Annotated in this window: 21 protein-coding genes; 9 read left to right on the top strand and 12 right to left on the bottom strand. The window is 62.9% G+C overall.

The genetic code is table 11. The features are described 5' to 3' along the window. Positions 1-107 precede the first annotated feature (107 nt). The gene (locus tag HG718_RS12920) at positions 108-2,597 is read left to right on the top strand and encodes a transglycosylase domain-containing protein (protein ID WP_160587050.1); all 2,490 of its coding nucleotides are present in this window, start codon (positions 108-110) and stop codon (positions 2,595-2,597) included. Between the two features lie 30 nt (positions 2,598-2,627). On the opposite strand, the gene HG718_RS12915 is transcribed toward HG718_RS12920, so the two are convergent. Then, positions 2,628-3,611, bottom strand: a complete 984-nt coding sequence (locus HG718_RS12915; RefSeq protein WP_160587049.1) for an aldo/keto reductase — start codon at positions 3,609-3,611, stop codon at positions 2,628-2,630. 43 nt (positions 3,612-3,654) lie between these two features. Then, positions 3,655-4,416, bottom strand: a complete 762-nt coding sequence (locus HG718_RS12910) for a M48 family metallopeptidase (protein WP_160587048.1) — start codon at positions 4,414-4,416, stop codon at positions 3,655-3,657. A 75-nt stretch (positions 4,417-4,491) separates the two neighbouring features. Between HG718_RS12910 and HG718_RS12905 the strand changes: the two genes are divergently transcribed. After that, a complete protein-coding gene (locus HG718_RS12905) occupies positions 4,492-4,926 on the top strand; it encodes a VOC family protein (protein WP_205345730.1) in 435 nt (144 codons plus the stop codon). 3 nt (positions 4,927-4,929) lie between these two features. On the opposite strand, the gene HG718_RS12900 is transcribed toward HG718_RS12905, so the two are convergent. After that, complete coding sequence (locus tag HG718_RS12900) at positions 4,930-5,553, bottom strand: SCO family protein (protein WP_027838326.1); 624 nt, start codon at positions 5,551-5,553, stop codon at positions 4,930-4,932. A gap of 222 nt (positions 5,554-5,775) precedes the next feature. On the opposite strand from HG718_RS12900, the gene HG718_RS12895 reads away from it, so the two are divergent. Next, positions 5,776-6,351, top strand: coding sequence for an ankyrin repeat domain-containing protein (locus tag HG718_RS12895; RefSeq protein ID WP_027838327.1), 576 nt, complete (start codon positions 5,776-5,778; stop codon positions 6,349-6,351). 42 nt (positions 6,352-6,393) lie between these two features. Continuing rightward, positions 6,394-7,470 carry an MBL fold metallo-hydrolase gene (locus HG718_RS12890; protein WP_205345636.1) on the top strand — a complete coding sequence of 359 codons (1,077 nt, stop codon included), beginning with the start codon at positions 6,394-6,396 and terminating at the stop codon, positions 7,468-7,470. 12 nt (positions 7,471-7,482) lie between these two features. On the opposite strand, the gene HG718_RS12885 is transcribed toward HG718_RS12890, so the two are convergent. Together HG718_RS12885 and HG718_RS12880 are read right to left on the bottom strand one after the other, a co-directional pair. Continuing rightward, entirely contained in the window at positions 7,483-8,319 is an 837-nt protein-coding gene (locus HG718_RS12885; RefSeq protein WP_244617646.1) for an ABC transporter permease, read from the bottom strand. 2 nt (positions 8,320-8,321) lie between these two features. Further along, entirely contained in the window at positions 8,322-9,119 is a 798-nt protein-coding gene (locus tag HG718_RS12880) for an ABC transporter ATP-binding protein (RefSeq protein ID WP_160587046.1), read from the bottom strand. 183 nt (positions 9,120-9,302) lie between these two features. Between HG718_RS12880 and HG718_RS12875 the strand changes: the two genes are divergently transcribed. After that, complete coding sequence (locus tag HG718_RS12875) at positions 9,303-10,694, top strand: ActS/PrrB/RegB family redox-sensitive histidine kinase (protein ID WP_244617626.1); 1,392 nt, start codon at positions 9,303-9,305, stop codon at positions 10,692-10,694. 192 nt (positions 10,695-10,886) lie between these two features. Continuing rightward, the gene (locus HG718_RS12870) at positions 10,887-11,468 is read left to right on the top strand and encodes an ActR/PrrA/RegA family redox response regulator transcription factor (RefSeq protein ID WP_036261795.1); all 582 of its coding nucleotides are present in this window, start codon (positions 10,887-10,889) and stop codon (positions 11,466-11,468) included. Between the two features lie 19 nt (positions 11,469-11,487). Here HG718_RS12870 and rfaD read toward each other — a convergent pair whose 3' ends face one another. The 3 genes from rfaD to HG718_RS12855 all read right to left on the bottom strand — a co-directional run bounded on the left by rfaD (position 11,488) and on the right by HG718_RS12855 (position 14,674). After that, a complete protein-coding gene (gene rfaD, locus HG718_RS12865) occupies positions 11,488-12,474 on the bottom strand; it encodes an ADP-glyceromanno-heptose 6-epimerase (protein ID WP_160587045.1) in 987 nt (328 codons plus the stop codon). Between the two features lie 61 nt (positions 12,475-12,535). Beyond that, on the bottom strand, positions 12,536-14,008 hold the full coding sequence (rfaE1, locus tag HG718_RS12860) for a D-glycero-beta-D-manno-heptose-7-phosphate kinase (protein WP_160587241.1): 1,473 nt from the start codon (positions 14,006-14,008) through the stop codon (positions 12,536-12,538). A 183-nt stretch (positions 14,009-14,191) separates the two neighbouring features. Next, the gene (locus HG718_RS12855) at positions 14,192-14,674 is read right to left on the bottom strand and encodes an MmcB family DNA repair protein (protein WP_160587044.1); all 483 of its coding nucleotides are present in this window, start codon (positions 14,672-14,674) and stop codon (positions 14,192-14,194) included. A 124-nt stretch (positions 14,675-14,798) separates the two neighbouring features. On the opposite strand from HG718_RS12855, the gene HG718_RS12850 reads away from it, so the two are divergent. Then, the gene (locus HG718_RS12850) at positions 14,799-15,032 is read left to right on the top strand and encodes a glycine zipper domain-containing protein (protein ID WP_160587043.1); all 234 of its coding nucleotides are present in this window, start codon (positions 14,799-14,801) and stop codon (positions 15,030-15,032) included. 13 nt (positions 15,033-15,045) lie between these two features. On the opposite strand, the gene HG718_RS12845 is transcribed toward HG718_RS12850, so the two are convergent. Then, positions 15,046-16,050, bottom strand: coding sequence for a phosphotransferase family protein (locus HG718_RS12845; protein ID WP_160587042.1), 1,005 nt, complete (start codon positions 16,048-16,050; stop codon positions 15,046-15,048). Between the two features lie 125 nt (positions 16,051-16,175). Next, entirely contained in the window at positions 16,176-17,297 is a 1,122-nt protein-coding gene (locus HG718_RS12840; RefSeq protein ID WP_160587041.1) for a ferritin-like domain-containing protein, read from the bottom strand. Positions 17,298-18,239: 942 nt separating this feature from the next. Here HG718_RS12840 and HG718_RS12835 point away from each other — a divergent pair. Both HG718_RS12835 and HG718_RS12830 read left to right on the top strand, forming a co-directional pair. Continuing rightward, complete coding sequence (locus HG718_RS12835; RefSeq protein ID WP_027838338.1) at positions 18,240-20,765, top strand: efflux RND transporter permease subunit; 2,526 nt, start codon at positions 18,240-18,242, stop codon at positions 20,763-20,765. A 106-nt stretch (positions 20,766-20,871) separates the two neighbouring features. Further along, positions 20,872-21,336 (top strand): tellurite resistance TerB family protein, encoded by a 465-nt coding sequence (locus HG718_RS12830; protein ID WP_027838339.1) that lies wholly within the window; start codon positions 20,872-20,874, stop codon positions 21,334-21,336. 90 nt (positions 21,337-21,426) lie between these two features. Here the strand turns inward: HG718_RS12830 and HG718_RS12825 are convergent, their stop codons facing one another. Together HG718_RS12825 and HG718_RS12820 are read right to left on the bottom strand one after the other, a co-directional pair. Next, positions 21,427-22,071 carry an HAD-IA family hydrolase gene (locus HG718_RS12825; RefSeq protein ID WP_160587040.1) on the bottom strand — a complete coding sequence of 215 codons (645 nt, stop codon included), beginning with the start codon at positions 22,069-22,071 and terminating at the stop codon, positions 21,427-21,429. Positions 22,072-22,078: 7 nt separating this feature from the next. Further along, positions 22,079-23,380, bottom strand: coding sequence for an adenosylmethionine--8-amino-7-oxononanoate transaminase (locus HG718_RS12820; protein WP_160587039.1), 1,302 nt, complete (start codon positions 23,378-23,380; stop codon positions 22,079-22,081). Positions 23,381-23,456 lie beyond the last annotated feature (76 nt).

The raw sequence follows: 23,456 nt of genomic DNA, 5'->3' as shown, positions 1-23,456 counted from the left end.
TTGCCCCTTTGGCGCCGCACCGACGCCTTCACCTCCCGTTAAGAGATACGGTCAGACAATAAGGTCTTGTTAACCAAGGGCGAAGGGCCTTCGGGCCCGGCGGTGCCATGACGACGCGAAAATCGGCAGAAAACAGCGGTTCCCGCGGCGGCGGGCGCCGCCGCAACGGTAATGGAAAAAGCCCGCAGGCGCCCGGCGCCGACGCGTCCGCCGTGCCGCCTGCCCGCATTGCCCGGGCCGTGACCTCGCGCAACAGCTCAGGCCCCCGCATTGTTCGCCCCCGCACCACCACACCGCGTGCCATGCTGGACGACGTTGCCCGCCGCCGGGAGGCGGCTGCAGCCGCGGCGGCAGCTGAAGCTACCTCAACGCCGTCAGACAAAAAAAAGCAGGCCACTGCAAGGGCCCCCAAGGCCACGCACAAGACGCAGGGCGCAAAACCCCGGTCACGCCGCCCGGGTACCGGATCTGGCAGTGGTGGGGGCGCCGGCGGCGGCGGTGGCCGTAGAGGCGGCGGCAGTTCCAGCGGATCGCCCTTCGGGCCCTGGCTTCAATCCCTCCGTGCCCGGATCACCCCGCGCCGCGTCGGCTACTGGGCGGCGGTTATCGCCCTGTGGGGTGGTCTCGGTACCACTCTGCTGGCCTTTTCATGGGCGCTTGAGCTTCCGGACACGCGCGATCTCGCCGTGCCCGCCCGCGCGCCGACGGTCACGATCCTGGCGCATGACGGCACCGTCCTGGCCCGGCGTGGCTCGGGCTTTGCCGGTGCGGTCGATATCGACGCCTTGCCGCCCTATGTTGCCCACGCCTTCATCGCGATCGAAGACCGCCGGTTCTATGACCATGTTGGCATCGACCCCCTCGGCATTGCCCGTGCCATGGTGGCCAATCTCAAGGCCATGGACGTGGTGCAGGGCGGCTCCACCATCACCCAGCAGCTGGCTAAGAACCTGTTCCTCACGCCGGAGCGCTCCTTGAAGCGCAAGGTGCAGGAAACCATGCTCGCCCTGTGGCTGGAGAGCGAGTACGACAAGGATGAGCTGCTGACGCTCTATCTCAACCGCGTCTATTTCGGTGCCGGTGCCTATGGCCTCGAGGCCGCGTCCCAGCGCTTCTTCGACAAGCCAGCCACAGACCTGACCGTGCCGGAAGCCGCCATGCTGGCCGGTCTCGTCAAGGCGCCCTCCCGCCTGGCACCCACGAACAACCCTGAAGGGGCTCAGGCCCGCGCCAATGTGGTGATCGACGCCATGCACCGCTACGGTTTCCTCGCAGGGCCTGACGCGGATACGGCCGCTGCCTTCCCCGCCGAGCTTGCCGCCCGCGCCAGCACCGAGACCGGTTATGCCGTTGACTGGATCGAAGAGCAGCTGGCTGATTTCGTCAGCGCATCCGGCCGCGACATGACCGTCCACACGACCCTTGATCCCGCCATGCAGATGGCCGCTGTTGGTGCCATCAAGAGCCGTCTCGCGCTGTCGGGCGAAGTGTCCAATGTCAGCCAGGGCGCGCTCGTCGCAATGACGCCGGACGGTGCGGTGCGCGCCCTTGTCGGCGGCCGCAATTACCGCGAAAGCCAGTTCAATCGCGCCACCACAGCACTCCGTCAGCCCGGCTCTGCCTTCAAGACCTTCGTCTATCTGACCGCGCTCGAGCGCGGCATGACACCGCTTACCATCCGCCGCGATGCCCCGGTACGCATCGGTGGTTATGCACCGTCCAACTTCAGGGACAGCTATGAGGGCGATGTCTCCCTCATGCACGCACTCGCCCGGAGCATCAACACTGTTGCCGTCCGCCTCACCCATGAGGCGACGCCGGGCTCCGTCGCGCGTACCGCCCGCCGCATGGGCATCACGTCCGAACTTGCCCCCAACCTGTCCCTGGCGCTCGGCACTTCTGAAGTTACTTTGATGGAGCTCACATCGGCCTATGCGCCGCTGGCCAATGGCGGGCGGGGCGTCATTCCGCACATCATCACCAAGGTGACATTGGGCCTCGAGCTCGACCCTCAGCCCACGGAAGGGTCAAAGCCGTCCGGCCGGGACGGCGACCTGCCGCTTGCCGATGAAGTGGTTTATGAGCGTGAGGGAGGTGGCCTTGGCCGCGTTCTCACCCGCACCAATGTCGCGCGGATGAATGCCATGCTGGCCTATACGGTGACGAACGGCACCGGCCGCCGCGCGCAGATCGACAGGCCTGCCGCCGGTAAGACCGGCACCAGCCAGGAAAACCGCGATGCCTGGTTCCTCGGCTATACGGCTGATCTGGTCGCCGGCGTCTGGGTCGGTAATGACGACAGCTCGCCAATGGTTGAGATAACCGGCGGTCGCTTACCCGCAGAGATCTGGGCCGGGTTCATGACCGCAGCCCATACCGGCCTGCCCGCACGTCCGCTGCCGGGCGACTGGGAACCGCCGGTGGCCGTCGCGGCCGCTCCCCAGCCCGTCGAGGTCAATGCAACTGCGCCGGCCTATGACCCGCGCTTCGGCCCGCCCGGTTACACGCCGGACGGTTATCAGCGCCGCGCGCCGAAGGAAGACGAAGAACCGGGTTTCTTCTCCCGTCTGTTTGGCAGCCGCAACTGGGCAGACTGAAGCCGGGCAGCCGGAACGGGGCACGCGGCTTCAGTCGGTCTCAACCGTATCCATGATCGCTTGGGGATAGCGCTCGCCCGTCACTGCATCGCGGGCGAAGATCGCATCGAGTTCACCCAGATCCTCCGCAGACAGAACGATGGTGTCGGCTGCCGCATTCTCTTCGAGATAAGTCCGCCGCTTGGTGCCGGGAATGGGCACGATGTGGTCACCGCGGGCCATCACCCAGGCCAGTGCTATCTGTCCGGCTGTCACGCCACGCGCTGAGGCCATCTCTTCCACGGCAGTCACCAGCGCCCGGTTCGCATCGAAATTGTCGTCGCTGAAACGCGGCAGCATCTTCCGCAGGTCGCCCTTGCCCAGATCGTCTTTCTTCACGGCGCCGGTTAGGAAGCCGCGTCCCAGGGGCGAGAAGGGAACGAAACCAATGCCCAGCTCCCGGCAAGCCGGCAGCACATGGTCTTCCACCTCGCGGGTCCATAGGGAGTATTCTGATTGGATGGCGGTGATGGGGTGCACCTCGTGTGCCCGGCGGATGGTCTTGGAGGAGACTTCGCATAGGCCCAGATGCCGTACCTTGCCTTCTGTCACCAGCTCCGCCATTGCGCCGACCGTTTCCTCGATGGGCACATTTGGGTCGAGCCGGTGCATGTAATAGAGGTCGATCACATCGGTGCCCAGGCGCTTCAGGCTCGCGTCGCAGGCTTCCTTTACATACGCAGCATCACCGCGCACCCCCATCAGCTTGCCGCCTTCGCCGGGGCGGATCGCAAACTTGGTCGCAAGCTCAATGCGGTCCCGGTGCGGCTTCAGCACCCGCCCCACAAGTTCTTCATTGTGCCCGGCGCCATAGACGTCGGCGGTATCGAAGAAGGTGATGCCCAGGTCCAGCGCCCGCAGCAGGGTCGCTTCCGCCTCTGCCTGGTCGGCCTCGCCATAGGATTGCGACATGCCCATGCAGCCCAGCCCCTGGGCGGACACGTCGAAATTATTGCCAAGTACGCGCCGATTCATGGGATGCCCTCCTCGACCCAGTCCAATAATGACCAATGGTCAGTTAATTGGATATAGGCCCCGCCCCGTAGCGATGCAAGGCACTCCCATTGGCATTGAGCCAGTTTTTTGCCTGCTCAATGTCATCGATGCGCGTGCGCACCAGCGCCCAGAAACGGGGGCCATGATTGTGCTCGACGAGATGCGCGGCTTCATGTGCCGCCACGTAGTTCAGCGCGAAGGGCGGCGCGAAGATGAGCCGCCAGGAGAAGCTGATCACCCGCGAGGTGGAGCACGATCCCCAGCGGCTTGCCGTATCCCGAAGACTGATCTTCGAGGGGCTCATGCCGAAGGCTGCCGCATGGCCCATGGTTGCGTCGGTCAGATCGCGCCGCGCTTCCTTCTTCAGCCAATCCGTTACCCGGCGCGACAGATGCGGCGCCTGGCCCGACACCACAAGCCGGGGCGGGGCGTCGTCTCCCATCTCGATGCGTACTGGCGTCCGCGCGCTGCCGGTCGCATCATGCACAATTTCGTGCACCACCCCGCGCAGGGGAATATGAGCACCAGGCGCGAAGGGCACGGGCTCCGGCACGGCAGCCAGCCGCCGGGCGATCCAGGCTTCATGCTTGGCGGCGAAGGCCAGCGCCTGAGAGAACCCCTTGATGGTTGGACTGGTGATGACAACCTCGCGCGACACCGGGTCCACCTTGAGGATCATCCGCCGCGCGCGCTTGTTGGCACGCAGGACGACAGGCACCTCGCGTCCCTTGATGGAAAGCGTGGCGCGCTGCAGGCGGTCGCGTCGGGTGAGTGTTTGGGTCATCAGGTGGTGGCGGCTGCGGGCGGGACTGGCCTATAGAACACGAAGCAGCATAATAGCAGATCAGGAGCTTGCGCCGTGAGCATCGCCCAGACGCGCCAACCACGCTTCCACCTTGCTTTCCCCGTTGATGATCTGGCACGGGCGCGCGCCTTCTACGGCGACCTCCTGGGATGTGCCGAGGGGCGTTCGTCAGATACCTGGGTTGATTTCGATTTCCTCGGCCATCAGATCGTCGCCCATCTGGCACCCGAGGAATGCGCTGCGGCCGCGCGCAACGATGTGGATGGCCACGACGTGCCCGTCCGCCATTTCGGTCTTATCCTGGATTGGACGGCCTGGGAGGATCTCGCCGCCCGCCTCACACAGGCCAGCACCACCTTCGTGATCGAACCCTATGTGCGTTTCGCTGGGCAGCCGGGCGAGCAGGCCACGATGTTCCTGCTCGATCCCGCCGGCAATGCGCTTGAGTTCAAGGCATTCCGCGACGAGGCGGACATTTTCGCCAAATAGGCCTCAGAGAAACTGCCTCAACCTTGCCGCCATGCGCTCCGGCTGCGTCTCGTGGGTGAAGTTGGCAAGATACTCATTGTCCTCGCTCATCAGATAGACCACCGAAGAATGGTCCATCGTGTAGCCCGCAGACGATGAGGCATCCTCTACCTTGCGGTAGTAGACCTTGTAGGCCTTGGCTGCGGCGGCCACTTGCTCCGGCGTGCCGGTCAGTCCCACAAAATCATCGCCGAAATGCTGCACATAGGCGGCCATCGTCTCCACATCGTCCCGCTCCGGATCGACCGTGATGAAAACGGGGGTCACCTTTTCAGCATCTTCGCCGAGGTCGCCAAGGGCAACGGACATCACCTGCAGCGCCGTCGGGCAGACATCGGGGCAATAGGTGAAGCCGAAATAGATCAGCGTCTTCTTGCCGGCGAAGTCAGCTTCCGTCACCTCCCGGCCCGTATGGTCGATCAGGGTGAATGGCCCGCCGATATTCGGCACGCCGGTGGAACGCACCGGCGTTGTCTGCGACAGCTCGGCCACCTGTGGGCTCGACAGCCCGCCGGTGAGAATGAGGCCAAGCCCCGTCAGGGCAATGACGGCGGTGACGGCAGTGGCGATCAGCAGCAAGCGGTTCATGGGCTGTTCAGTCCCTTTCCCTCAGATAGTCGTGATGCGGTTGGCTTTACCGGGCCATGCAGAAGGCTTGACGCCATGCCCGCAGATGTCTTTATGAAGTCCGTCAGCACCCTGGGTCACGTCAGAACAGGGCGCTGCCAGCCTCCATGGCTGGGAAGTCTAGTACGAGTGAGGACCTCGATCATGCAGACCAAGCGTCGCACATCCGCAGGGTATCGATCCATGGCAGCCCGTGCCCTTGCGGTCGCACTTGTTGCCTTCTCTGCGATGGCCGGCGCGTTGGTGCTTCAGCTGCCGGCGGCGCAAGCCCAGCTCGTTCCCGAAAACGACATGGTCGTCGCCATCCGCACTGGTGAAGTATCCGCGGTAGAGGAGGCTTTCCTCGCAGGCCTGTCGGCCAATGAGCGGAGCCTGAAAGGTGAGACGGCCCTGATCGAAGCCGTGCGGACTGGCAGCCGGGCTCTTGTGGAGCTCTTTATCGACCGCGGCGCACGCATCAACGTCGCCGCCCGCCGCTCGCGCCTGACAGCACTCGAAGAGTCCGTGCGCATCAATCGCCCCGACCTCACACGCATCCTGATCACTGCCGGAGCGGATGTGGACAAGGCAGGCACTGACGGTGAAACGCCCGTCCTGATCGCCGCCAAGCTGGGCCATGCCAATGTGGTCGAGGCGCTCATTGAAGCCGATGCCTATCTCAATGATACGGACAATACGGGCCGCACGCCGCTCACTTTGGCCCGGGAGCGCCGCCACACAGCCGTTGTCCGCATGCTCGAGGCCGCCGGCGCCGAATAGGCCCCTGCTTGTCAACGCGCCTGAAGTGCGTATATGGCAGGCATGGCCACCAAATTGCCGCGACCCGGCTCCAAACGCGAAAAACACCGGACACCCGAGGGTGATGCCCCCTGGCACCACCTGCCGGACGGCCGCTTTCGCAATCCGCCGGGCAGCCCCAACCGCACTGCCGGTCTCAAGGACATGCTGCCCTTCATGGAGCGCATGTTTCGCCAGAGCTTTCGCGACATAGACGTCCCCGATCACCATGTGCTGCCGCGCCCCCAGGCACTGGCGTCGCTTGATCGTGCGCGGTCCCGCGAGCATGAGGACCGCGGCGTCGTCACATGGCTGGGCCATGCGTCTTTCTTGCTGCGTATCGGTGGCAAGACGATCCTCACCGACCCCTATCTCACAAGCTACGCAGGGCCTGTCGGTTTTGGCCCCAAGCGCTATGTCCCCTCCGGCATCGCCATCCGCGACCTGCCGGAGATCGACATTCTCGCCATCAGCCACAACCACTATGACCATCTGGACGAGACGGCGATCCATCGCCTGCCCGGCAAGGAGACCATGACGGTGGTCGCGCCCTTGGGCCTGGGTGATTTTTTCCGCGAGCGTGGTTTCCGCTATGTGGTGGACATGGATTGGTACCAGTCGCTGACGGTCAACGACCTCACCGTCAAGGCGCTGCCCTGCATCCACTGGTCACGCCGGTCCGGCCTGGATACCAACAGATCCCTGTGGGCGGCGTTCTCCTTCGAAGGGCCTGAAGGCCGTGTGTTCTTTGGCGGGGATACGGCATATGGCCCAGTCTTTGAGGAGATCGGCTCCCGGGAAGGCCCATTCGATCTCGCCCTCATCGGCATCGGTGCCTATGAGCCTCGCGCCATCATGAAGGCAAGCCACGCCAACCCGGAAGAGGCCGTGCAGATCGGCATCGATATCGGTGCCCGCACCTTGGTGGGCATGCATTGGGGTACGGTTGTGCTCACGGAGGAACCGCCTTTCGAGCCGCCCGAGCGCTTCCTGCGCGCCGGTCGTGAGCGCGGTTTTGCCGATGATGATGTCTGGATCATGCGCATCGGCGAAACACGCTTTCTGCCCCGCAAGCACGGTGGCACGGCCGAGAACGACTGAGCCTCTCCCTCTCTATTCGCCGATCGTCAGCAGCATGCCGCGCTCCTTGGCGGCCCGGAGGAATGCCATGAAGATGGCATAGCCTGCTCCGAAATAGACGATGTTGAGACCGGCTGCGAAGGCCAGCCGGCTCCAGTCGATCACCTGATCGAATAGAATGCTCCGCATGCCTTCGAAAACGTAGGTAGGCGGCAGGCATAGGGCGATTGCCTCGAGCCAGTCAGGCATCACGCTGACGGGGTAATAGATGCCGCATAGCGGCACGAAGATGAACGGTACTGCCCATGCCAGGCTCTCCGCCCCCAGCCCGTTACGCAGGATGATGCCGGTGACCACGAGCGCCACGGCCCAGCCGAAGAAGACGAGATTGGCGAAGAAGGCAACAAGCGCAATCCCCAGGTCGAACAGGTTGAACCCGAAGAACCAGATCGCGATGGCAAGGGCCGGTGTCATGCCCACCACCATGCGGATCAGGCTCATGCTCACCAGCGCGGTTACAAACTCGGGCGGCCGCAGCGGTGTCACCATCAGGTGACCGAAATTGCGGCTCCACATTTCCTCGAAGAAGGAGATCGTGAAGCCGAGCTGGCCCCGGAACATCAGCTCCCACAGCAGCACCGACCCCACCAGCACACCGCCCGCCTGGGCGAACACATCTGTCGTCTGCGCCAGGAATGTCTGGAGGAAACCCCACATGACGAGGTTCATCGCCGGCCAATAGGCCAACTCCAGCATGCGCGGCCATGAGCCCTTGAGCAGATACCAGTACCGCAGCACCATGGCGCCGACACGCGCAGCAGAGAAGGGCGGATTGTGCCGGACAATCGGCGGCAGATCCTGCATGTGCATGCTCATGACGCGGCCCCTTCCGTGTCCTGCTGCGATGCGGTTGCCAGATCGGCGGCGCGGATACCGGTGCCACGCGCCACATCAAGAAATACTTCTTCCATATTGGTGCGGCCATATCGTGCAAGAAGATCAGCCGGGCTGCCCCGGTCGACAATACGGCCGCGTGTCATCATCAGCACGCTATCCGCCAGCCGCTCAACTTCTCCCATGTTGTGGGACGCAAGCAGAATGGTCGCGCCGGTACGTGCCTTGTAGGCCTCGAAATAGCTGCGCACCCAATCCGCGGTGTCCGGATCAAGCGAGGCTGTGGGTTCATCGAGCAGCAGTAATTCCGGCTCGTTGATCAGCGCCTTGGCCAGCCCCACGCGCGTCTTCTGTCCGGCGGACAGTTTGCCGGAAGGCCGGTCCAGGAACTCGGTCAGCGCCAGGTCATCGGCAATCGCCCTAACCCGTTCGCGCACATGTGACAGGCCATAAAGCCGCGCATAGACGGTCAGGTTCTCTCGCACCGTCAGCCGCATGGGCATGTCTACATAGGGGCTTTCGAAATTCATCAGGGCATTTGCCTGCCGCCGCTCCGTCTCAAGGTCATACCCCAGCGCATGCAGGCTTCCGGCAGTCGGCGTGACAAGCCCAAGAACCATCGCAATGGTCGTGGTCTTGCCTGCGCCGTTGCCGCCCAGCAAGGCAGTAGTAGAGCCACGCGGCACCGTAAAGCTGATGTCGTCCACGGCGGTTACTGGGCCGTAGCATTTCCTCAGCCCGCTGATTTCCAGCGCCGGTGTGTCCGCGCCTGTCATGTCTTCCACCCTGTCTCATTGCGTCGCTGAAAACCGCTACCCAGCGTGATGCCGCATGGGCTGTTCCGAACGGCTGTGGCATAGTTTGGAACCGAGCCGGACCGAAACAAGCCCGGCATCATGAAGGGTCAGGGCGCGTGGCGCAAAGGCCCGAGGTTCGATAGTGCGACTACCGGAAGGCCCATGACCGAAGTCCCAGCCCGCCCCATGTCCCCGGCATCGCTCGATGATGATGGCGGGGCGCTCAACCGTGATGTGTCCGACATCTTCGAAGCGGGCCGCATCCGGCTGCAGACACTCATCCTGCTCCGCTGGCTGGCGGTGGGCGGACAGGCAGCAGCCGTTCTCTTCACGGCGCTGGTGCTGGGCTTCGAGCTGCCCCTGGAGCTATGCCTTACTGCGGTGGCCGCATCCGCATGGCTAAACATCATCCTGACCCTGCGCTATCCCGCACCGCGCCGCCTGGGCGAGATGGAGGCTGCGGCCTATCTGGGCTACGACATTCTTCAGCTGGCCGTTCTGCTCTACCTTACTGGCGGCCTCGAGAACCCTTTCGCCTTCCTGTTTCTGGTGCCGGTCACCATTTCGGCAACCACCCTGTCTCTGCGCGCCACCATCGCACTGGCAGCGCTGGCGCTTGTGCTGGTCACCATCCTTGGTCCCTATCACTTGCCGCTGCCATGGTTCTCCGGCGAGCATGTGCAATTCGAGCCCATGTGGATCCTCGGCATGTGGGTCGCGTTGGTCCTCGGGCTGGCCTTCATGACGGCTTACGCCTTCCGGGTTGCGCGGGAGGGACGGCGCATGTCCGCCGCCCTATCCGCTACCCAGCTCATTCTGGCACGGGAGCAGCGCCTGTCGGCGCTTGACGGTCTGGCTGCAGCTGCAGCCCACGAACTGGGCACGCCGCTGGCCACGATCTCGCTTGTCTCCAAGGAGCTGAAGCAGGAAGCCGGCAATCTGTCGCCGGACCTCGTTGATGATTTGGACTTGCTGCACAGCCAGGCCGAGCGGTGCCGCGACATCCTCGCCAAATTGTCGGCCCGGGGTGAGGAAGGCGATGCCCACCACGCACGCATTCCCCTGCCTGTCATGCTGGACGAGGCCGCTGACCCGTTCCGCGGCCGCGGCCGCGATATCGCCATCGAGTTGTCGCCGGAAAGCGGTGCGGGCGCGGGCGAGCCGCCGGATTTCATCCGCCGGACCGAGATCATGTATGCCCTGCGCAACCTGATCGAGAATGCCGTCGCCTTTTCCCGCGAGAAAGTCACCGTCGGGGCCCGTTGGTCAGAGGACAGTGTGGAAATTTCTATCAGTGACGACGGGCCTGGCTTCTCGGCGGATGTGATTGATCAACTCGGTGAGCCTTACGTCTCCACCCGCCGCACGTTGCCCGGAAAAGCCAAGTCTGAAGACGGAGACGGCGGAGGCATGGGCCTTGGCTTCTTCATTGCCAAGACCCTGATTGAACGTACCGGCGGCCGCCTCATTGCGGCCAACGCGGCACGCGGGGAGGCCGGGGCCATCATCCGTCTCATCTGGCCGCGTGACCGGGTTGAGCCGGATCACGGATAGGCTCTGCGGGCGTGCTTGCGACAATCCGCCCTGAATTGGGTTAACCCTTTGAAGTCAGACGGAAATGGGCGTCTGGGATGCGCAAACTACATTGATTGGTGCATAATAGCGGTCCTATAAACGGGCACCGGTCGGCAGCCGTTTCGGCGTCCGACACCGGGCCCGTCAGGACGAGCAAGAAGGCATCAGCCCATGACCCCCACAGACACTCCGGATCTGCCCCGCGATACCTCCGCCGTGGACGCCCTGGCGGACAAGTCGCTGCTGATCGTGGACGATGACCAGCCCTTCCTGACCCGCCTTGGCCGCGCCATGGAGCGCCGGGGGTTTGACGTGCGTCTTGCCTCCAGCGTCGGTGAGGGGCTCGCTGAAGTGCGCCGCGCCGCGCCAGCCTATGCGGTGGTGGATCTGCGCCTTGAAGATGGCAATGGTCTCGACGTGGTCCAGGCGCTGCACGGTGCCCGCGAGGACGCCCGTGCTGTCATGCTGACGGGCTACGGCAATATCACGACGGCTGTTGCCGCCGTAAAGCTTGGTGCCGTTGACTATCTCGCCAAGCCCGCAGATGCGGATGATGTGGAATCCGCCCTGCTTGCCAAGCCGGACACACTGCCCGAGCCGCCTGAAAACCCGATGTCTGCTGACCGGGTGCGCTGGGAGCATATTCAGCGGGTCTACGAGCTGTGTGGCCGCAACGTGTCCGAGACCGCCCGCCGCCTCAACATGCACCGCCGTACCCTGCAGCGCATCCTCGCCAAGCGGTCACCGCGCTGATCAGTCGGCGCAACAGCCTCTAGCGGTATGGGTCCTCAGCTTCCAGATAGGTGCGAACGTAGTCTGCGACACCCTCTTCAAGCGAGGTGAAAGGCGCGCGATACCCCGCTTGCCGCAGCCGGTCCATGCGGGCTTCGGTGAAGTACTGATATTTGTCGCGGATCTGCTCGGGCGTATCCACATAAGTGATGGATGGCTCCTTGCCCAGCGCGGCAAACACTGCATGCGCCAGGTCCTTGAAGCTGCGCGCTTCACCGGTTCCAATATTAAACAATCCGCTCACGGACGGTGTCTCCAGGAGCCATGAGACCACCCGTGCGCAATCCTTCACATATACGAAGTCGCGCAGCTGCCCGCCATCCTCGTAATCGGGATTGTGCGACCTGAAGAGCCTGACCGGCCCGCCGTCGCGTGCCGACGGATGGATGTGCGCGACAACGCTTTTCTGGCCACCCTTGTGGTACTCGTTCGGCCCATAGACGTTGAAGAACTTCAGGCCCACCCATTGCGGCGGCGTGGTGGCACCCATGGCAAGCCGGCGCGCAATGCGCCTGTCCACCATGTGCTTTGACCAGCCATAGGCATTGAGCGGGCGTAGCTTCGCCAGGGCCTCGGCATTCATTTCGTCATCAAAGCCGACCTCACCACCGCCATAGGTCGCAGCGGAAGAGGCGTAGATCAGGCGTGTTCCCGTCTGGCAGCACCAGTCCCATAAATCGTTGGTGAGCCGGATGTTCGAGCGCACGATCAGGTCCGCGTCAGTCTCCGTGGTCGAGGAGATGGCTCCCATGTGGATCACGGCATTGATCTGCCCCGCATTTCGGGCCAAAAAATCCATCAATGCCTCCGGCGCGATCACATCTTCCAGCTCGCATTTGGCGATATTGCGCCACTTGTCACCGGTCTCCAGCCAGTCGCAGACCACAAGCCCCGTATGTCCATCCTCGGACAGTTGAGCTAGAATATTGGAGCCGATGAAGCCGGCGCCGCCGGTAACAACAATCATGGAAGCCTTGTATATCTCTCACGGGAGGGCGGGGGGCTTGAGGCCCTGGAATTCTTCGGGATCACGAACCCGTCATGCGCGCGATGGTGTTTGTGGTGCTTTGGCCGGCCACCAGTTCGGCCAGAACCACTCGGCCGCCATTCGCCTGCACGATGTCGGCCCCCACAACGGTCTCCACCGTATAGTCGGCACCTTTCACAAGCACGTCGGGTTTGAGTGTGGAGATCAGCGTCAGCGGCGTTTCGTCCGAAAAGATCACCACCATGTCCACGTCCTCGAGCGAAGCAAGAACAAGAGCACGCGCCAGTTCGCCTTGCAGCGGGCGGCTCTCTCCCTTCAATTGTTTCACTGAGCTGTCGGAGTTGAGCCCGACGACAAGCCGGTCGCACTCCGCGCGCGACTGGCGCAGCAGCGACAGATGCCCGGGGTGAATGAGGTCAAAGCAGCCATTGGTGAAGCCGACGCTCTGTCCCTGGGCCCGCCAGCGTTCCACCCGGTCCAGGGCTTCCGTCAGCGTACAGATCTTCTGATCCGCCTTGTTGACATCTGCCTCGTGAAGCGCGTGGGTCAGCTCTCCGGGATAGACAACAGCCGTCCCGATTTTGGCCACCACCAGCCCCGCAGCCGCATTGGCTATGGCGGCGGCCTGGGGCAGGTCCGCGCCGGCCGCGATGGCAAGGCCCAGAGTTGCAAGAACCGTGTCGCCGGCACCGGAGACATCGAACACTTCAAGCGCGCGGGCCGGGAAATGATGCGCCTCGATCCCCTCACCGGAAGGCGCGCGCATCACCAAGGTCATGCCTGCCTGCGACCGGGTTACGAGAATGGCATCCGCATTGGCATGGGCCAGCGCCTCGGTTGCCGCATCAAGCACTTCCGCGTCCGTGCCACAGGGCATGCCGGTCGCCAATGCCAGTTCCTTGAGGTTCGGCTTGATCATGGTCGCGCCGCTGTAGCGCGAGAAATCCGCCGACTTCGGATCAACGATCACCGGCAATCCCATGTCGCGGGCCGTGCCGATGATGGCCTGCAGCACATTGTCCGAGAGGCAACCCTTGGCATAGTCGGACAGGACAATTACACCCGCATTGGCCATATCCTCGCGGGCGGCCTCAACGATCGCGTCGACGCTTTCCCCGGACAGGGGCAGCGCGACTTCCTGGTCTGCCCGGAGCAATTGCTGCGCGCCTGCCACGAACCGCGTCTTCACCGTCGTCGCGCGGCCGATATCAGTAATCAGGTCGGGCTCGATGCGCTCTTCTTCCGAGATGAGCCGCAGCACCTCGCGCCCGGCCTCATCGTCGCCGATGGTCGCCAGCAGGCCCGCGGTGCCGCCCAGGGAGGCTACATTGCGTGCCACATTCCCCACACCACCAAGCATCGCCGCCTCGCGCTCGACCGCGATGACCGGGATCGGCGCTTCCGGCGAAATGCGATCCACGCGACCATAGACATAGCGGTCGAGCATGATGTCGCCCAGACACACCACCCGACCCTGCGGAAAACGCGCAAGGATGTCGAGCTCGTCGCTCATGTCGGTGGACGGAACGCCAGAGGCGGAACTGGAAGCACTCATTTAGGGCCTTCGGGTCGCATCGGTCGGAAGTCCGGGATCATAGGGCGCCGATGGCGGCGCTCAAAGGCCGGGATCGTTAGTCCGGTTAATAGGCTGCGCATCCGGGAGTGTCTATCCCGGGCCGCCCCAGGCCGCAGGCTCTCAGACAAGCCCGGCCTCCGGATCCGCCAGGCGCGACAGGCGCAATGCGCTCGCACGGGCAAGACGCACGGTCACGGCCTTACGACGGGCGGCGGACAGTTTGTGAACCGGCGCATCGCGCAGGGGTTCAGCGCCATACCGGTCGGCCACCATAAGGCCTGCATCCGGTGGCAGGTGCTGCATCGGGAAGTCTTCGGGCACCGCAAAGAACAGGCGGTCGCAGAAGTCGCGATATTCCGGCCACTTGGTGTCAGCCCTGAGGTCCGCAAGGCTGGTCTTGATCTCAATGATGGTGATGTCGCCATTGCTGGCAAGGGCGATCACATCCGCGCGCCTGCCGCTGGCGAGTGTGAACTCGGTCAGAGGCGCGAGTGACAGTCCCATCAGGTGGCGGCAAACCCCGCGCTGCACATTGAGGGCGCGCTCCGACTGGCGTCCGTCGGGGGGAAGATCAAGCTCGGTCCAGGAAAGCGGGTGCGGCATGGAGGCAGGATAGGCCAGCCCGTATGCCGGTGTCAGCCGCTGATGCCGCGCAGCCGAAATCGGTTTGGAACCACCGGCGGGGCGATTGTGTTTTCCCCGCATCGACCACAGCAGGAGACGAACAATGCGTTATGCGAAAGCCGTAATCCTTGCTGGCGTACTGGGCATGACCGCCGCGTGCAGCAATATGAGCCATACCGAGAAGAATGCTCTGGGTGGCGCAGGTATCGGCGCTGCTGCCGGTGCCGCGATTGGTGCCGCCACGGGCGGGTCTGCCGCCGAAGGTGCCGTGATCGGCGGCGCGGTCGGTGCCGGCGCCGGTGCCTACAAGGGCTGCAAGGAAGACCCGAACTGCTAATTAGACCTCGCAGTCAGGACGCATCCCTCAGGGTGTTCTGATGGTGCGAAAGACAGACGGCCCGCCGGGATCCTCCCCCGGCGGGCCGTTTTTCGTCTGGAACGTCACCCAAGCTTTGAAGCGCTGCCATCGCAGCCTGCCTGGCTCCACTTTCATCAAGCCCCGGTACGGTGCCGAGGCGGGCAATCGCGAATGTCCCGAGTGTATTGAGGCAATAGGCTGCCGTAAGCAGTTCCGGCCGCGGTGTGTGCCCCGTAGTAGCGGCATATCCTTCGATCATTGCGTCGGCCATGCCGTCGCTCCGAGCATCGGAACTGGCGATGTCATGAAGGTGGCGCAACTCGATCTCTGTGACCCCGCATTGCGCTTCGCCCAGATCAATCAGCCCGATGGCACTGGTGGCCGGGGCCGCCGGGTCGGCAAAAAGCACGTTCCCGCCATTGATGTCCCCGTGCAGAAAGGGATGCGGGTCTGCCCCATGCAGCACCGCATCAACACGCTCACAGTAAACCCTCATGTCCGGGACGATATCGGTGATTTCCGACAGCCGCCGTGCGGTCAGGTCCGGCAGACCGGCACCTTCGGGCACGAGGCCGCCGCTTTGCTGATGAAATTGCCCTGCAGCCTCCCCGATACGCCGCATGATCGTAATCCGGTCATCGCGGCTCCGCGTGTCCGCAAGCAGGGCAGAGGCGGTCACCCCCGGCAGGCGGCCCATCCGTATCCACCCGCAGAAATCCTCAAGCGCCGGAGCGTCCGCATCGATCTCGCCAAAACCATGCAGCGCTGCGGTGGTCACCGGGCTCGTCAATCCGCGCAGGAGGTCGAGCGCTCTCACCTCGCCGAACAGGATGTCACGCCCGGACCCGATACCGCCGTGATGACGCACCAGCTTGAGGACGCTGCCATCGCCGAGATCAAAGACGTCTCCCCAAACACCGTGACCGATCCGCCGCCAGGGTGGGGCAGGCAGCCGGGCATTCGGCAGGCCCGCATGTATCGCTGTCTCGGTCACCATGGAAGAAGCCTAGGCGCGGTCAGGGGAAGAATGCCAGCACCGCATCCTGGTCTGCGACACCAAATGAAAACGGCCCGCCGGGTTTCCCCGGCGGGCCGTCAGATCAGTGGGCAGTGCCCGCGGCCTTACTCGGCAGCGGAAACCTGCTTGAGGGCGTCCTTGTTGGTGCCGAAATTGATCGTCTGAAGGTACTTGATGCCTTCTTCAGCGATGTCATCACCCACCATGTGGTCGCCTTCCGACTTCAACTCGTCCATGTCCACATAGGTGGAGTAGAACGGCTTGGTGCGGTCGGTAATGATGCCGGCCTTGAGCAGCGTCTTGATCAGCACACGGAAAATGTCGGTGCCGTTCTTCATGCGTTCGCGGCGGTCATCGTCGGTGAAGGCTTCCAGCATCTCGGCCTGAACCTGCTGCCAGTCGAGACCGAAGTCGGCGTAGATCACCTTCTTCTGTTCCGGGTTCACCAGGTTGAACAGCAGGGTCTGGAAGCACTCAGCAGCCCAGTCCTCGATGATGTGCTGCTCTTCTTCAGAGAGGTTCGGCACCGTGCGGTCCGCCCAGATCTTGCCGAACTTGTGGTGGAACGCCTCGTCGGTCATCACCAGCTGCGTCAGGCGGACAAGAAGCGGGTCCTTGGCGTTGGTGTAAAGCGCGGCGAACGCACCCATGGCCAGGCCTTCCACCAGCATCTGCATGCCGACGACCTTCTTGTAGACTTCCGGCGCGTTGACGATGTCGACGAGCAGGTTCTTCAGCGTCTCACCGCACGGCAGCGGTGTGCCCCAGCGGGCCTTCACATAGGCGGCGAACGCCGTCACGTGGCGGGCTTCTTCGCGGGTCTGGTTGGCAGCGTATTCCTGTGCGCCCGGGTCACGGAGAATGTGGCAGAGCGAGGCGGAGAGGCCCAGCGCGCCGGCTTCACCGTGCAGAATGGCCGACAGCATCCAGCGGGCGGTTTCGTTGACGAAACGCACGCGATCCTTTTCGGAGAGGTTCTGGAAGCTCGGCAGCTGCAGTTCCGGAACCATATCCTCCGGCAGGATCATCTCGTTCTCGTAGTCAAACGGCTCGGAGAAATCGATGTACTTGGTGTCCAGCGGATCCCAGAAATGGTCGTGGGTCGCGGAAATGATCTTGTCGAACGCGGTGGAGCGGGCGCCGTAGCGGTCCACTTCAATCATCGCCGCGAAATCGTCCGGGGCGCATGCGTCATAGGCAGCGTCATAGGTAATCTGGCGCGTCATGGCAGAGTTGTCTCCTCCAAGAAACCGCATATCGGCCCGGCCAATCGGGCAGCGCGGTCAAACAGCTCTATGTCAGTCCATCCGCGTAGGGAGGCGGGCTGGACAAGGCAAGGGGCATCGGGGCTTGCCGCCCTGACACCGCTCTTACTGACAAAAAGGTAGGTCTCTGTCAGCGGTCCCGCAAGCGAAAAGTGACGCCAGTGTCATCTTTCCTTATCAAAACCCTACACCCGCAACGTCAATCAGGCTTCGGACCGAGTGGCGCCGACTTCCCCCATGGGTTGTCTTATGGGTGTGGGGTGGGGTGTTCGGTTAACCATGTTGCCGCACGAAAAAGCCGCGCCTGTGCATATTTCTGGCAACGTTCCGGCAAATTTGCTCAGATTCATGTCAGGTTTTTGTACCACCCGCGACGTACCCGTGCTATCGGGGACGCTTGCGGGACGTATGGCCTGCGCCGCTTGCGTAAACCTTCCGGTTGAACGCAGCAGCGTTGGGGACGGGCGGCCCGGTCAAAAGAAGCCGGTAACAAACTGGTCGTTATAAGGAAGAAACCATTGGGGAGGGTGCACCGGGGATCTCGCGATCCTGGTGCAGCCGGTCACCGGGGGGCGACGCGCTCTAGAAGACGCCCGGCTTATTGCCAGGGCGCTGAAGCGCAACAGTCGCAACATTAGGACCGGCATCAAAGCCTCTGACATTGGTGTGGTGGAAATCTGACGTGGCCGGGGCGCTGCACCCAGGGCCTGCGCTGCGTCAGCCGGGGATGATATCGCACTCTCGCCGGCCCGATCCGGGCGCAGGCGGATCATTCGCAACGAATGGTCAGGCGTCGAGAGCGCAGGCAATTTCCGGCTAAGGACATTGGTTTTGAGTTCACGGGGCTGCCGCGCCCGACCAAGCACGGCAACCTCATGTGGCGTGGAGTGAAACGGAAAAAACATGATCAAGCTGCTGGAAAATGTGCTGTTCAGCGCGAAGGCCATCATCCTGGCCGTCTTCGCGGTCATCACAATCTACTGTGCGTATTATGCCTTCCAGCTGCGGATGGACGCCGGCTTCGAGAAGCAGCTGCCCACCGGCCACGAATACATCCAGACCTTCCAGGATTACCGGGACCGGCTGTTTGGCTCCAACCGCGTGATCATCGTCCTCGCCCAGCGTGAAGGCACCATCTGGAACAAGGACTTCTTCACCCGCTACAAGGAAGTCACCGACGAGTTGTTCTACCTGCCCGGCGTTGACCGCCGCACGGTGACCTCGCTGTGGACGCCCAACACGCGCTATCTGGAAATCACCGAGGAAGGCATCAATGCCGACGACGTGATCCCCGGCACCGTGACCGTCAACAACATGGACGATGCGGCGCTGGCGCGGATCGAGAACAACGTGATCCGGGGCAACTTCCTCGGCCGTCTCGTCGCTGAAGATTCCACCGCCGCCATGGTGGTTGCCGAACTCCTCGACATCGACCCGCAGACCCAGCAGCGCCTCGACTATTTCGACCTCGCCGACCAGCTGGAAGAAAAGATCCGCGGCAAGTACGAGGACGATCAGTACACCATCCACATCATCGGCTTTGCCAAGCTGATTGGTGATATCGCCGACGGCGCCCAGACGGTGGTCATATTCTTCGCCATCGCCTTTGTGCTCACGGCCCTGTCGGTGTTCCTCTACGCCCAATCCTGGACGCTGACCTTCCTGGCGCTGTTCTGCTCCTTCACCTCGCTGATATGGCAGTTCGGCGTGCTGCATATCCTTGGCTACGGCCTTGATCCTTTGGCCATCCTGGTGCCGTTCCTTGTCTTCGCCATCGGCGTGAGTCACGGGGTGCAGCAGATCAACCTGATCACCAAGGAAATCACGGCAGGGTCCAGCGGCGAGGAAGCGGCGCGCGCCAGCTTCCGCCTGCTGTTCATACCTGGCTCCATGGCGCTGATCACCGACCTCGTCGGCTTCGGTACCCTGATCCTGATCCCGATCGGCATGATCCAGGAACTGGCCGTCACCGCCTCCATCGGTGTGGCGCTCAAGATTGTCACCAACCTGGTGATGCTGCCGCTGCTGGCGTCCTACTTCTCCTTCGACGAGAAGTTCGTGGACCGGGCCAACGCAGCGCGCGACTTCCGTATCCGAATGATGACCCATGTGGGCAAGCTGGCCGAACCGCGCGTTGCCATCATGATCTTCGCCGGCAGTGTTGTGCTCTTCGGTCTCGCCGTGTGGCAGAGCCTTGGCCGCCACGTGGGTGACCTGCATGCAGGCGCCCCGGAACTGCGTACCGAAGCGCGCTACAATGAGGACAGCCGCTTCGTGGTCGACAAGTTCGCCCTCGGCCTCAACCTGTTGACGGTCGTCAACGAGACCCCGTCTGAGGCCTGTATCGACCACAATGTCATGAACTATCTCGCCCGCTTCTCCTGGTACATGCAGAACCGGGAAGGCGTCGCCGCGGTGATCTCGCTGCCGACTGCTGCCAAGGGCTCATCAGCCGGTTGGAACGAGGGCAACCTCAAATATCAGACCCTGCCGCGCAATAAGTTTGCCCTCGTGCAGGCTGTTGGTCCCGTGCCCACCTCGTCAGGTCTTCTTGACGTGGATTGCACCACCCTGCCGCTTCAGATCTTCACCGACGATGCCAAGGCCACCACGATTGAAAGCGTGATTGCCGGCGTGAAGACGTGGCGTGCGGCCTATCCCTATGTCGATCCGGACGGCAACGTCTTTGTCGACCAGTGGGGCAACCGATACCAGACCGAAGACGAAGCCCGCGCGGCCGTCAGTGAGCGTCTTGCTGCTGATGCCGAGAAGGCTGCTGCTTCCGAAGATGGTGACGCGTCCGCCGCCAAGGCTGATCCGGACGACTACTTCCGCAACATCGTCAATGTCCGCCTTGCCTCCGGCAATGTGGGCGTGCAGGCGGCCACCAACGAAGAGATCGAAACGGCCGAACTGCCGATGATGCTCTATGTCTATGTGACCATCATCCTGCTGGTGTATCTCACCTACCGCGACTGGCGCGCCACGATCTGCTGCTGTGTGCCGCTGACCCTGGCCACCTTCCTGGGCTACTGGTTCATGAAGGAGCTGGAAATCGGCCTCAAGGTGTCCACCCTGCCGGTGATGGTGCTGGCCGTTGGCCTCGGCGTGGACTACGCCTTCTATATCTACAACCGCCTCCAGTTCCACCTGTCCGAAGGCCTCAACATCACCGATAGCTTCAAGCAGTCGATGTTCGAGACGGGCATGGCCGTTGTGTTCACCGCCATCACCCTGGCTGTGGGCGTCAGCACCTGGACGTTCTCGCCGCTCAAGTTCCAGGCGGATATGGGCCTGCTGCTGACCTTCATGTTCATGACCAACATGATCATGTCGATCACCGTGCTGCCGGCCATCGCCGTGGTGCTGGACATGGTGTTCCCGCGCCGTGCCCCGGTGAAGGCCGCGTCGGGCATCCTGGCCCATTAGGCGGAATAATCACGAGACGGGAGTGCAGCTGTCACACAAGGCTGCTGCACTCCCGGACTTACCGGACCGATACAAGAGCCGGATTGCTCGCTAGAGGAAACAAACCATGCTGGATCGAATTGTTGCTTTTCTTGATCAGCGCAAGGCGCCGGACGGCGAAAGTGCTGATCCGTTCTCCGTCAAGCAGGTCGCTGCCGCGGCACTGATGGTCGAAGGTGCCCGCCTTGACCGTGACTTCGACGAGAGCGAACGCGCTGCCATGGAGCGCATTGTGGCAGAGCGCTTCGGCCTTGCCGCCGATGACGCTCAAACGCTGATCGACATCGCCGCCGCCCGCCAGAAGGCCAATTACTCCGATTGGCAGTTCACCGAAGCGGTGAAGAAGAACTTCTCCGCTCAGGAGCAGATCGACATCCTTTCCATGATGTGGGAAGTGGCCTATGCGGACGGTGAGTTGCACCGTTTCGAAGTCCATCAGATCAAGAGCGTCGCCCGCCAACTCGGTCTCGGCGATGCAGAGCTTGAAAAGGCCCGTGCCGACGCACAGGCCCGCCTCGGCATCAGCAAATAGGCTCCTGCCGATTTGAACGACAAAAGCCCCGGCGCATGCGCCGGGGCTTCTTTGTTGCAGCACTTATTGCAGCACCTATTCCAGCATTGCCTAGCGGAGCGAAAAGCCGACGGCCTTTTCCAGGTCGCTGATGGCCTGCTCGGCGCTCGTTACCTTGATGGCCGCCATGCCCTGCTCATGCGCTGCCTTGCAGTTGATTCCCAGGTCATCGAGATAGACCGCGTCCGGCCCCTCGATCCCGAGCGCCTCAAGCGCCATCTGGTAGATGCGCGGATGCGGCTTGCGGACGCCGGCCTTGCTCGACTCGATGATGTGCTCGAACTCATCCATTATCGACTGGACGGCCAGAGCCTTTTCATGGGTCGTGGCCATGCCCGCGCCTTCCCCGGCGGAGACATTGTTGGTGATGCACGCAACCCGCAGGCCGTTTTCCTTTACAAGCTTCAGAGCCCGCACCATTTCCGGTCGCACATCACCTGACAGCAGCGCAATCACGTCACGGCCACGCACCTCGTGGCCCAGCGCGCGCGCTTCCTCTGCAAAAAGCTCGTCGAATTCATCCATGCTGACATCCGAGCGCTCGAACTTTGCCCAGGCATTGTCCAGGTGATTTGTGGAATTGATCTTGCGGATGAAATCCTCCGGCAGACCCTTCTCCCGCTCAAAGCGCGCGAATGCCTCGAAGGGGCTCGTCGTGAAAACCCCGCCGAAATCCCAGATAACTGCCTTGACCATATGTGCGTCAGCCTTCCTGTTGCGTTTTCCCGCCCCACAGCCGCACCACATCCACCATGGCGGTGGTAAGGGTGCTCAGCTCCTCTGGTGAGATCACCAGCGGCGGGGTCGTATAAATGATGTAATTGTAGGGCCGCACCCAGACACCGCGCCGGATGAACTCGGCCTTCATCCAGTCATGGTCCGAATGCGGATCAAGCTCGATGACACCGATGGCACCCAGCACGCGCACGTCGCGCACGCCTGGAAGATGCCGCGCCGGCTCCAGCTCAGCGACCAGCTGCGTGGCAATTCTGTCGGCGCGGGGGCCTGGCGGGTCTTGTTCGAACAGGTCCAGCGCCGCATTGGCGGCCGCGCACCCCATCGCGTTGCCCATATAGGTTGGCCCGTGCATCAGCGCCGTGGAGGCGCTGTCCGACAGGAAGGCGTCGAAGACATGCTGCCGCGCGATGGTGGCCGCCAGCGGCAGCGTTCCGCCGGTGAGCGCCTTTGACAGCGTCATGATGTCGGGCACGATCCCCGCCTGGTCACAGGCAAACAGCGAGCCCGTACGGCCAAAGCCGGTGAAGATCTCATCGACGATCAGCAGCACACCATGCCTGTCGCATGTTTCGCGGATGAAACGCAGCGTCTCCGCGGAGTGAAACAGCATTCCGCCGGCGCCCTGAACGAGAGGTTCGGTCACCACCGCCGCGATGTCGCCCTTGCGCGCCGCCAGCAAGTCGTCGAAAGCCTGCCGCGCTGCCTCGCTAGTCGGGAGATCCGTGAGGATCTGCTCCGCCAGCAGACCAGCGAAAAGAGAATGCATGCCCTCTTCCGGGTCGCATACCGACATGGTGGCGAATGTGTCGCCGTGATAGCCGCCGGTGAAGCTCACGAAGCGGGAATGCCCGCGCTCGCCTTTGTTGATCCAATACTGCACAGCCATCTTCATGGCGATCTCGACGGAGACCGAACCGGATTCAGAAAAGAACACGCGTGTGAGGTCACCCGGGGTGAGGGCCGCCAGCCGCGTCGCAAGCCGGTAGGCCGGCTCATGAGCCAGGCCGCCAAACATGACATGCGGCATGGTTTCCAGCTGTTGCTGCACAGCCTGGCGAATATGCGGATGGTTGTAGCCATGCGCAGCCGTCCACCAGGACGCAACGCCATCCACGAGCTCGCGGCCATCCGCCATGATCAGCCGGCAGCCCTCCGTCCGCGCAATGGGCGCAGGGAGTGCAGCATCTTGCATCTGGGTGTAGGGCAACCAGATATGGTCAAACCCCTGGCGCAGCCAGTCGGGCGGGGTGAAGGGGGTATCTGCCATGCATCTGCCGGGAACAACTTGAGGCGGGTGAAGCGCCAGAGCATAGTGGCCCGCACGCACATCACAAGTGCCGCAA

This window comes from Pyruvatibacter mobilis (genome assembly GCF_012848855.1).
GTDB lineage: Bacteria > Pseudomonadota > Alphaproteobacteria > CGMCC-115125 > CGMCC-115125 > Pyruvatibacter > Pyruvatibacter mobilis.
The sequence above is the reverse complement of the archived record's forward strand: the minus strand, read 5'-3'. Positions and strand labels throughout refer to the sequence as shown.

Bases quoted from the DNA above. Each gene is read 5' to 3' on its own strand.
- HG718_RS12920 (WP_160587050.1), top strand. From the start codon at position 108: ATGACGACGCGAAAATCGGCAGAAAACAGCGGTTCCCGCGGCGGCGGG.
- HG718_RS12915 (WP_160587049.1), bottom strand. From the start codon at position 3,611: ATGAATCGGCGCGTACTTGGCAATAATTTCGACGTGTCCGCCCAGGGG.
- HG718_RS12910 (WP_160587048.1), bottom strand. From the start codon at position 4,416: ATGACCCAAACACTCACCCGACGCGACCGCCTGCAGCGCGCCACGCTT.
- HG718_RS12900 (WP_027838326.1), bottom strand. From the start codon at position 5,553: ATGAACCGCTTGCTGCTGATCGCCACTGCCGTCACCGCCGTCATTGCC.
- HG718_RS12895 (WP_027838327.1), top strand. From the start codon at position 5,776: ATGGCAGCCCGTGCCCTTGCGGTCGCACTTGTTGCCTTCTCTGCGATG.
- HG718_RS12890 (WP_205345636.1), top strand. From the start codon at position 6,394: ATGGCCACCAAATTGCCGCGACCCGGCTCCAAACGCGAAAAACACCGG.
- HG718_RS12885 (WP_244617646.1), bottom strand. From the start codon at position 8,319: ATGCACATGCAGGATCTGCCGCCGATTGTCCGGCACAATCCGCCCTTC.
- HG718_RS12880 (WP_160587046.1), bottom strand. From the start codon at position 9,119: ATGACAGGCGCGGACACACCGGCGCTGGAAATCAGCGGGCTGAGGAAA.
- HG718_RS12875 (WP_244617626.1), top strand. From the start codon at position 9,303: ATGACCGAAGTCCCAGCCCGCCCCATGTCCCCGGCATCGCTCGATGAT.
- HG718_RS12870 (WP_036261795.1), top strand. From the start codon at position 10,887: ATGACCCCCACAGACACTCCGGATCTGCCCCGCGATACCTCCGCCGTG.
- rfaD (WP_160587045.1), bottom strand. From the start codon at position 12,474: ATGATTGTTGTTACCGGCGGCGCCGGCTTCATCGGCTCCAATATTCTA.
- rfaE1 (WP_160587241.1), bottom strand. From the start codon at position 14,008: ATGAGCGACGAGCTCGACATCCTTGCGCGTTTTCCGCAGGGTCGGGTG.
- HG718_RS12855 (WP_160587044.1), bottom strand. From the start codon at position 14,674: ATGCCGCACCCGCTTTCCTGGACCGAGCTTGATCTTCCCCCCGACGGA.
- HG718_RS12850 (WP_160587043.1), top strand. From the start codon at position 14,799: ATGCGTTATGCGAAAGCCGTAATCCTTGCTGGCGTACTGGGCATGACC.
- HG718_RS12845 (WP_160587042.1), bottom strand. From the start codon at position 16,050: ATGGTGACCGAGACAGCGATACATGCGGGCCTGCCGAATGCCCGGCTG.
- HG718_RS12840 (WP_160587041.1), bottom strand. From the start codon at position 17,297: ATGACGCGCCAGATTACCTATGACGCTGCCTATGACGCATGCGCCCCG.
- HG718_RS12835 (WP_027838338.1), top strand. From the start codon at position 18,240: ATGATCAAGCTGCTGGAAAATGTGCTGTTCAGCGCGAAGGCCATCATC.
- HG718_RS12830 (WP_027838339.1), top strand. From the start codon at position 20,872: ATGCTGGATCGAATTGTTGCTTTTCTTGATCAGCGCAAGGCGCCGGAC.
- HG718_RS12825 (WP_160587040.1), bottom strand. From the start codon at position 22,071: ATGGTCAAGGCAGTTATCTGGGATTTCGGCGGGGTTTTCACGACGAGC.
- HG718_RS12820 (WP_160587039.1), bottom strand. From the start codon at position 23,380: ATGGCAGATACCCCCTTCACCCCGCCCGACTGGCTGCGCCAGGGGTTT.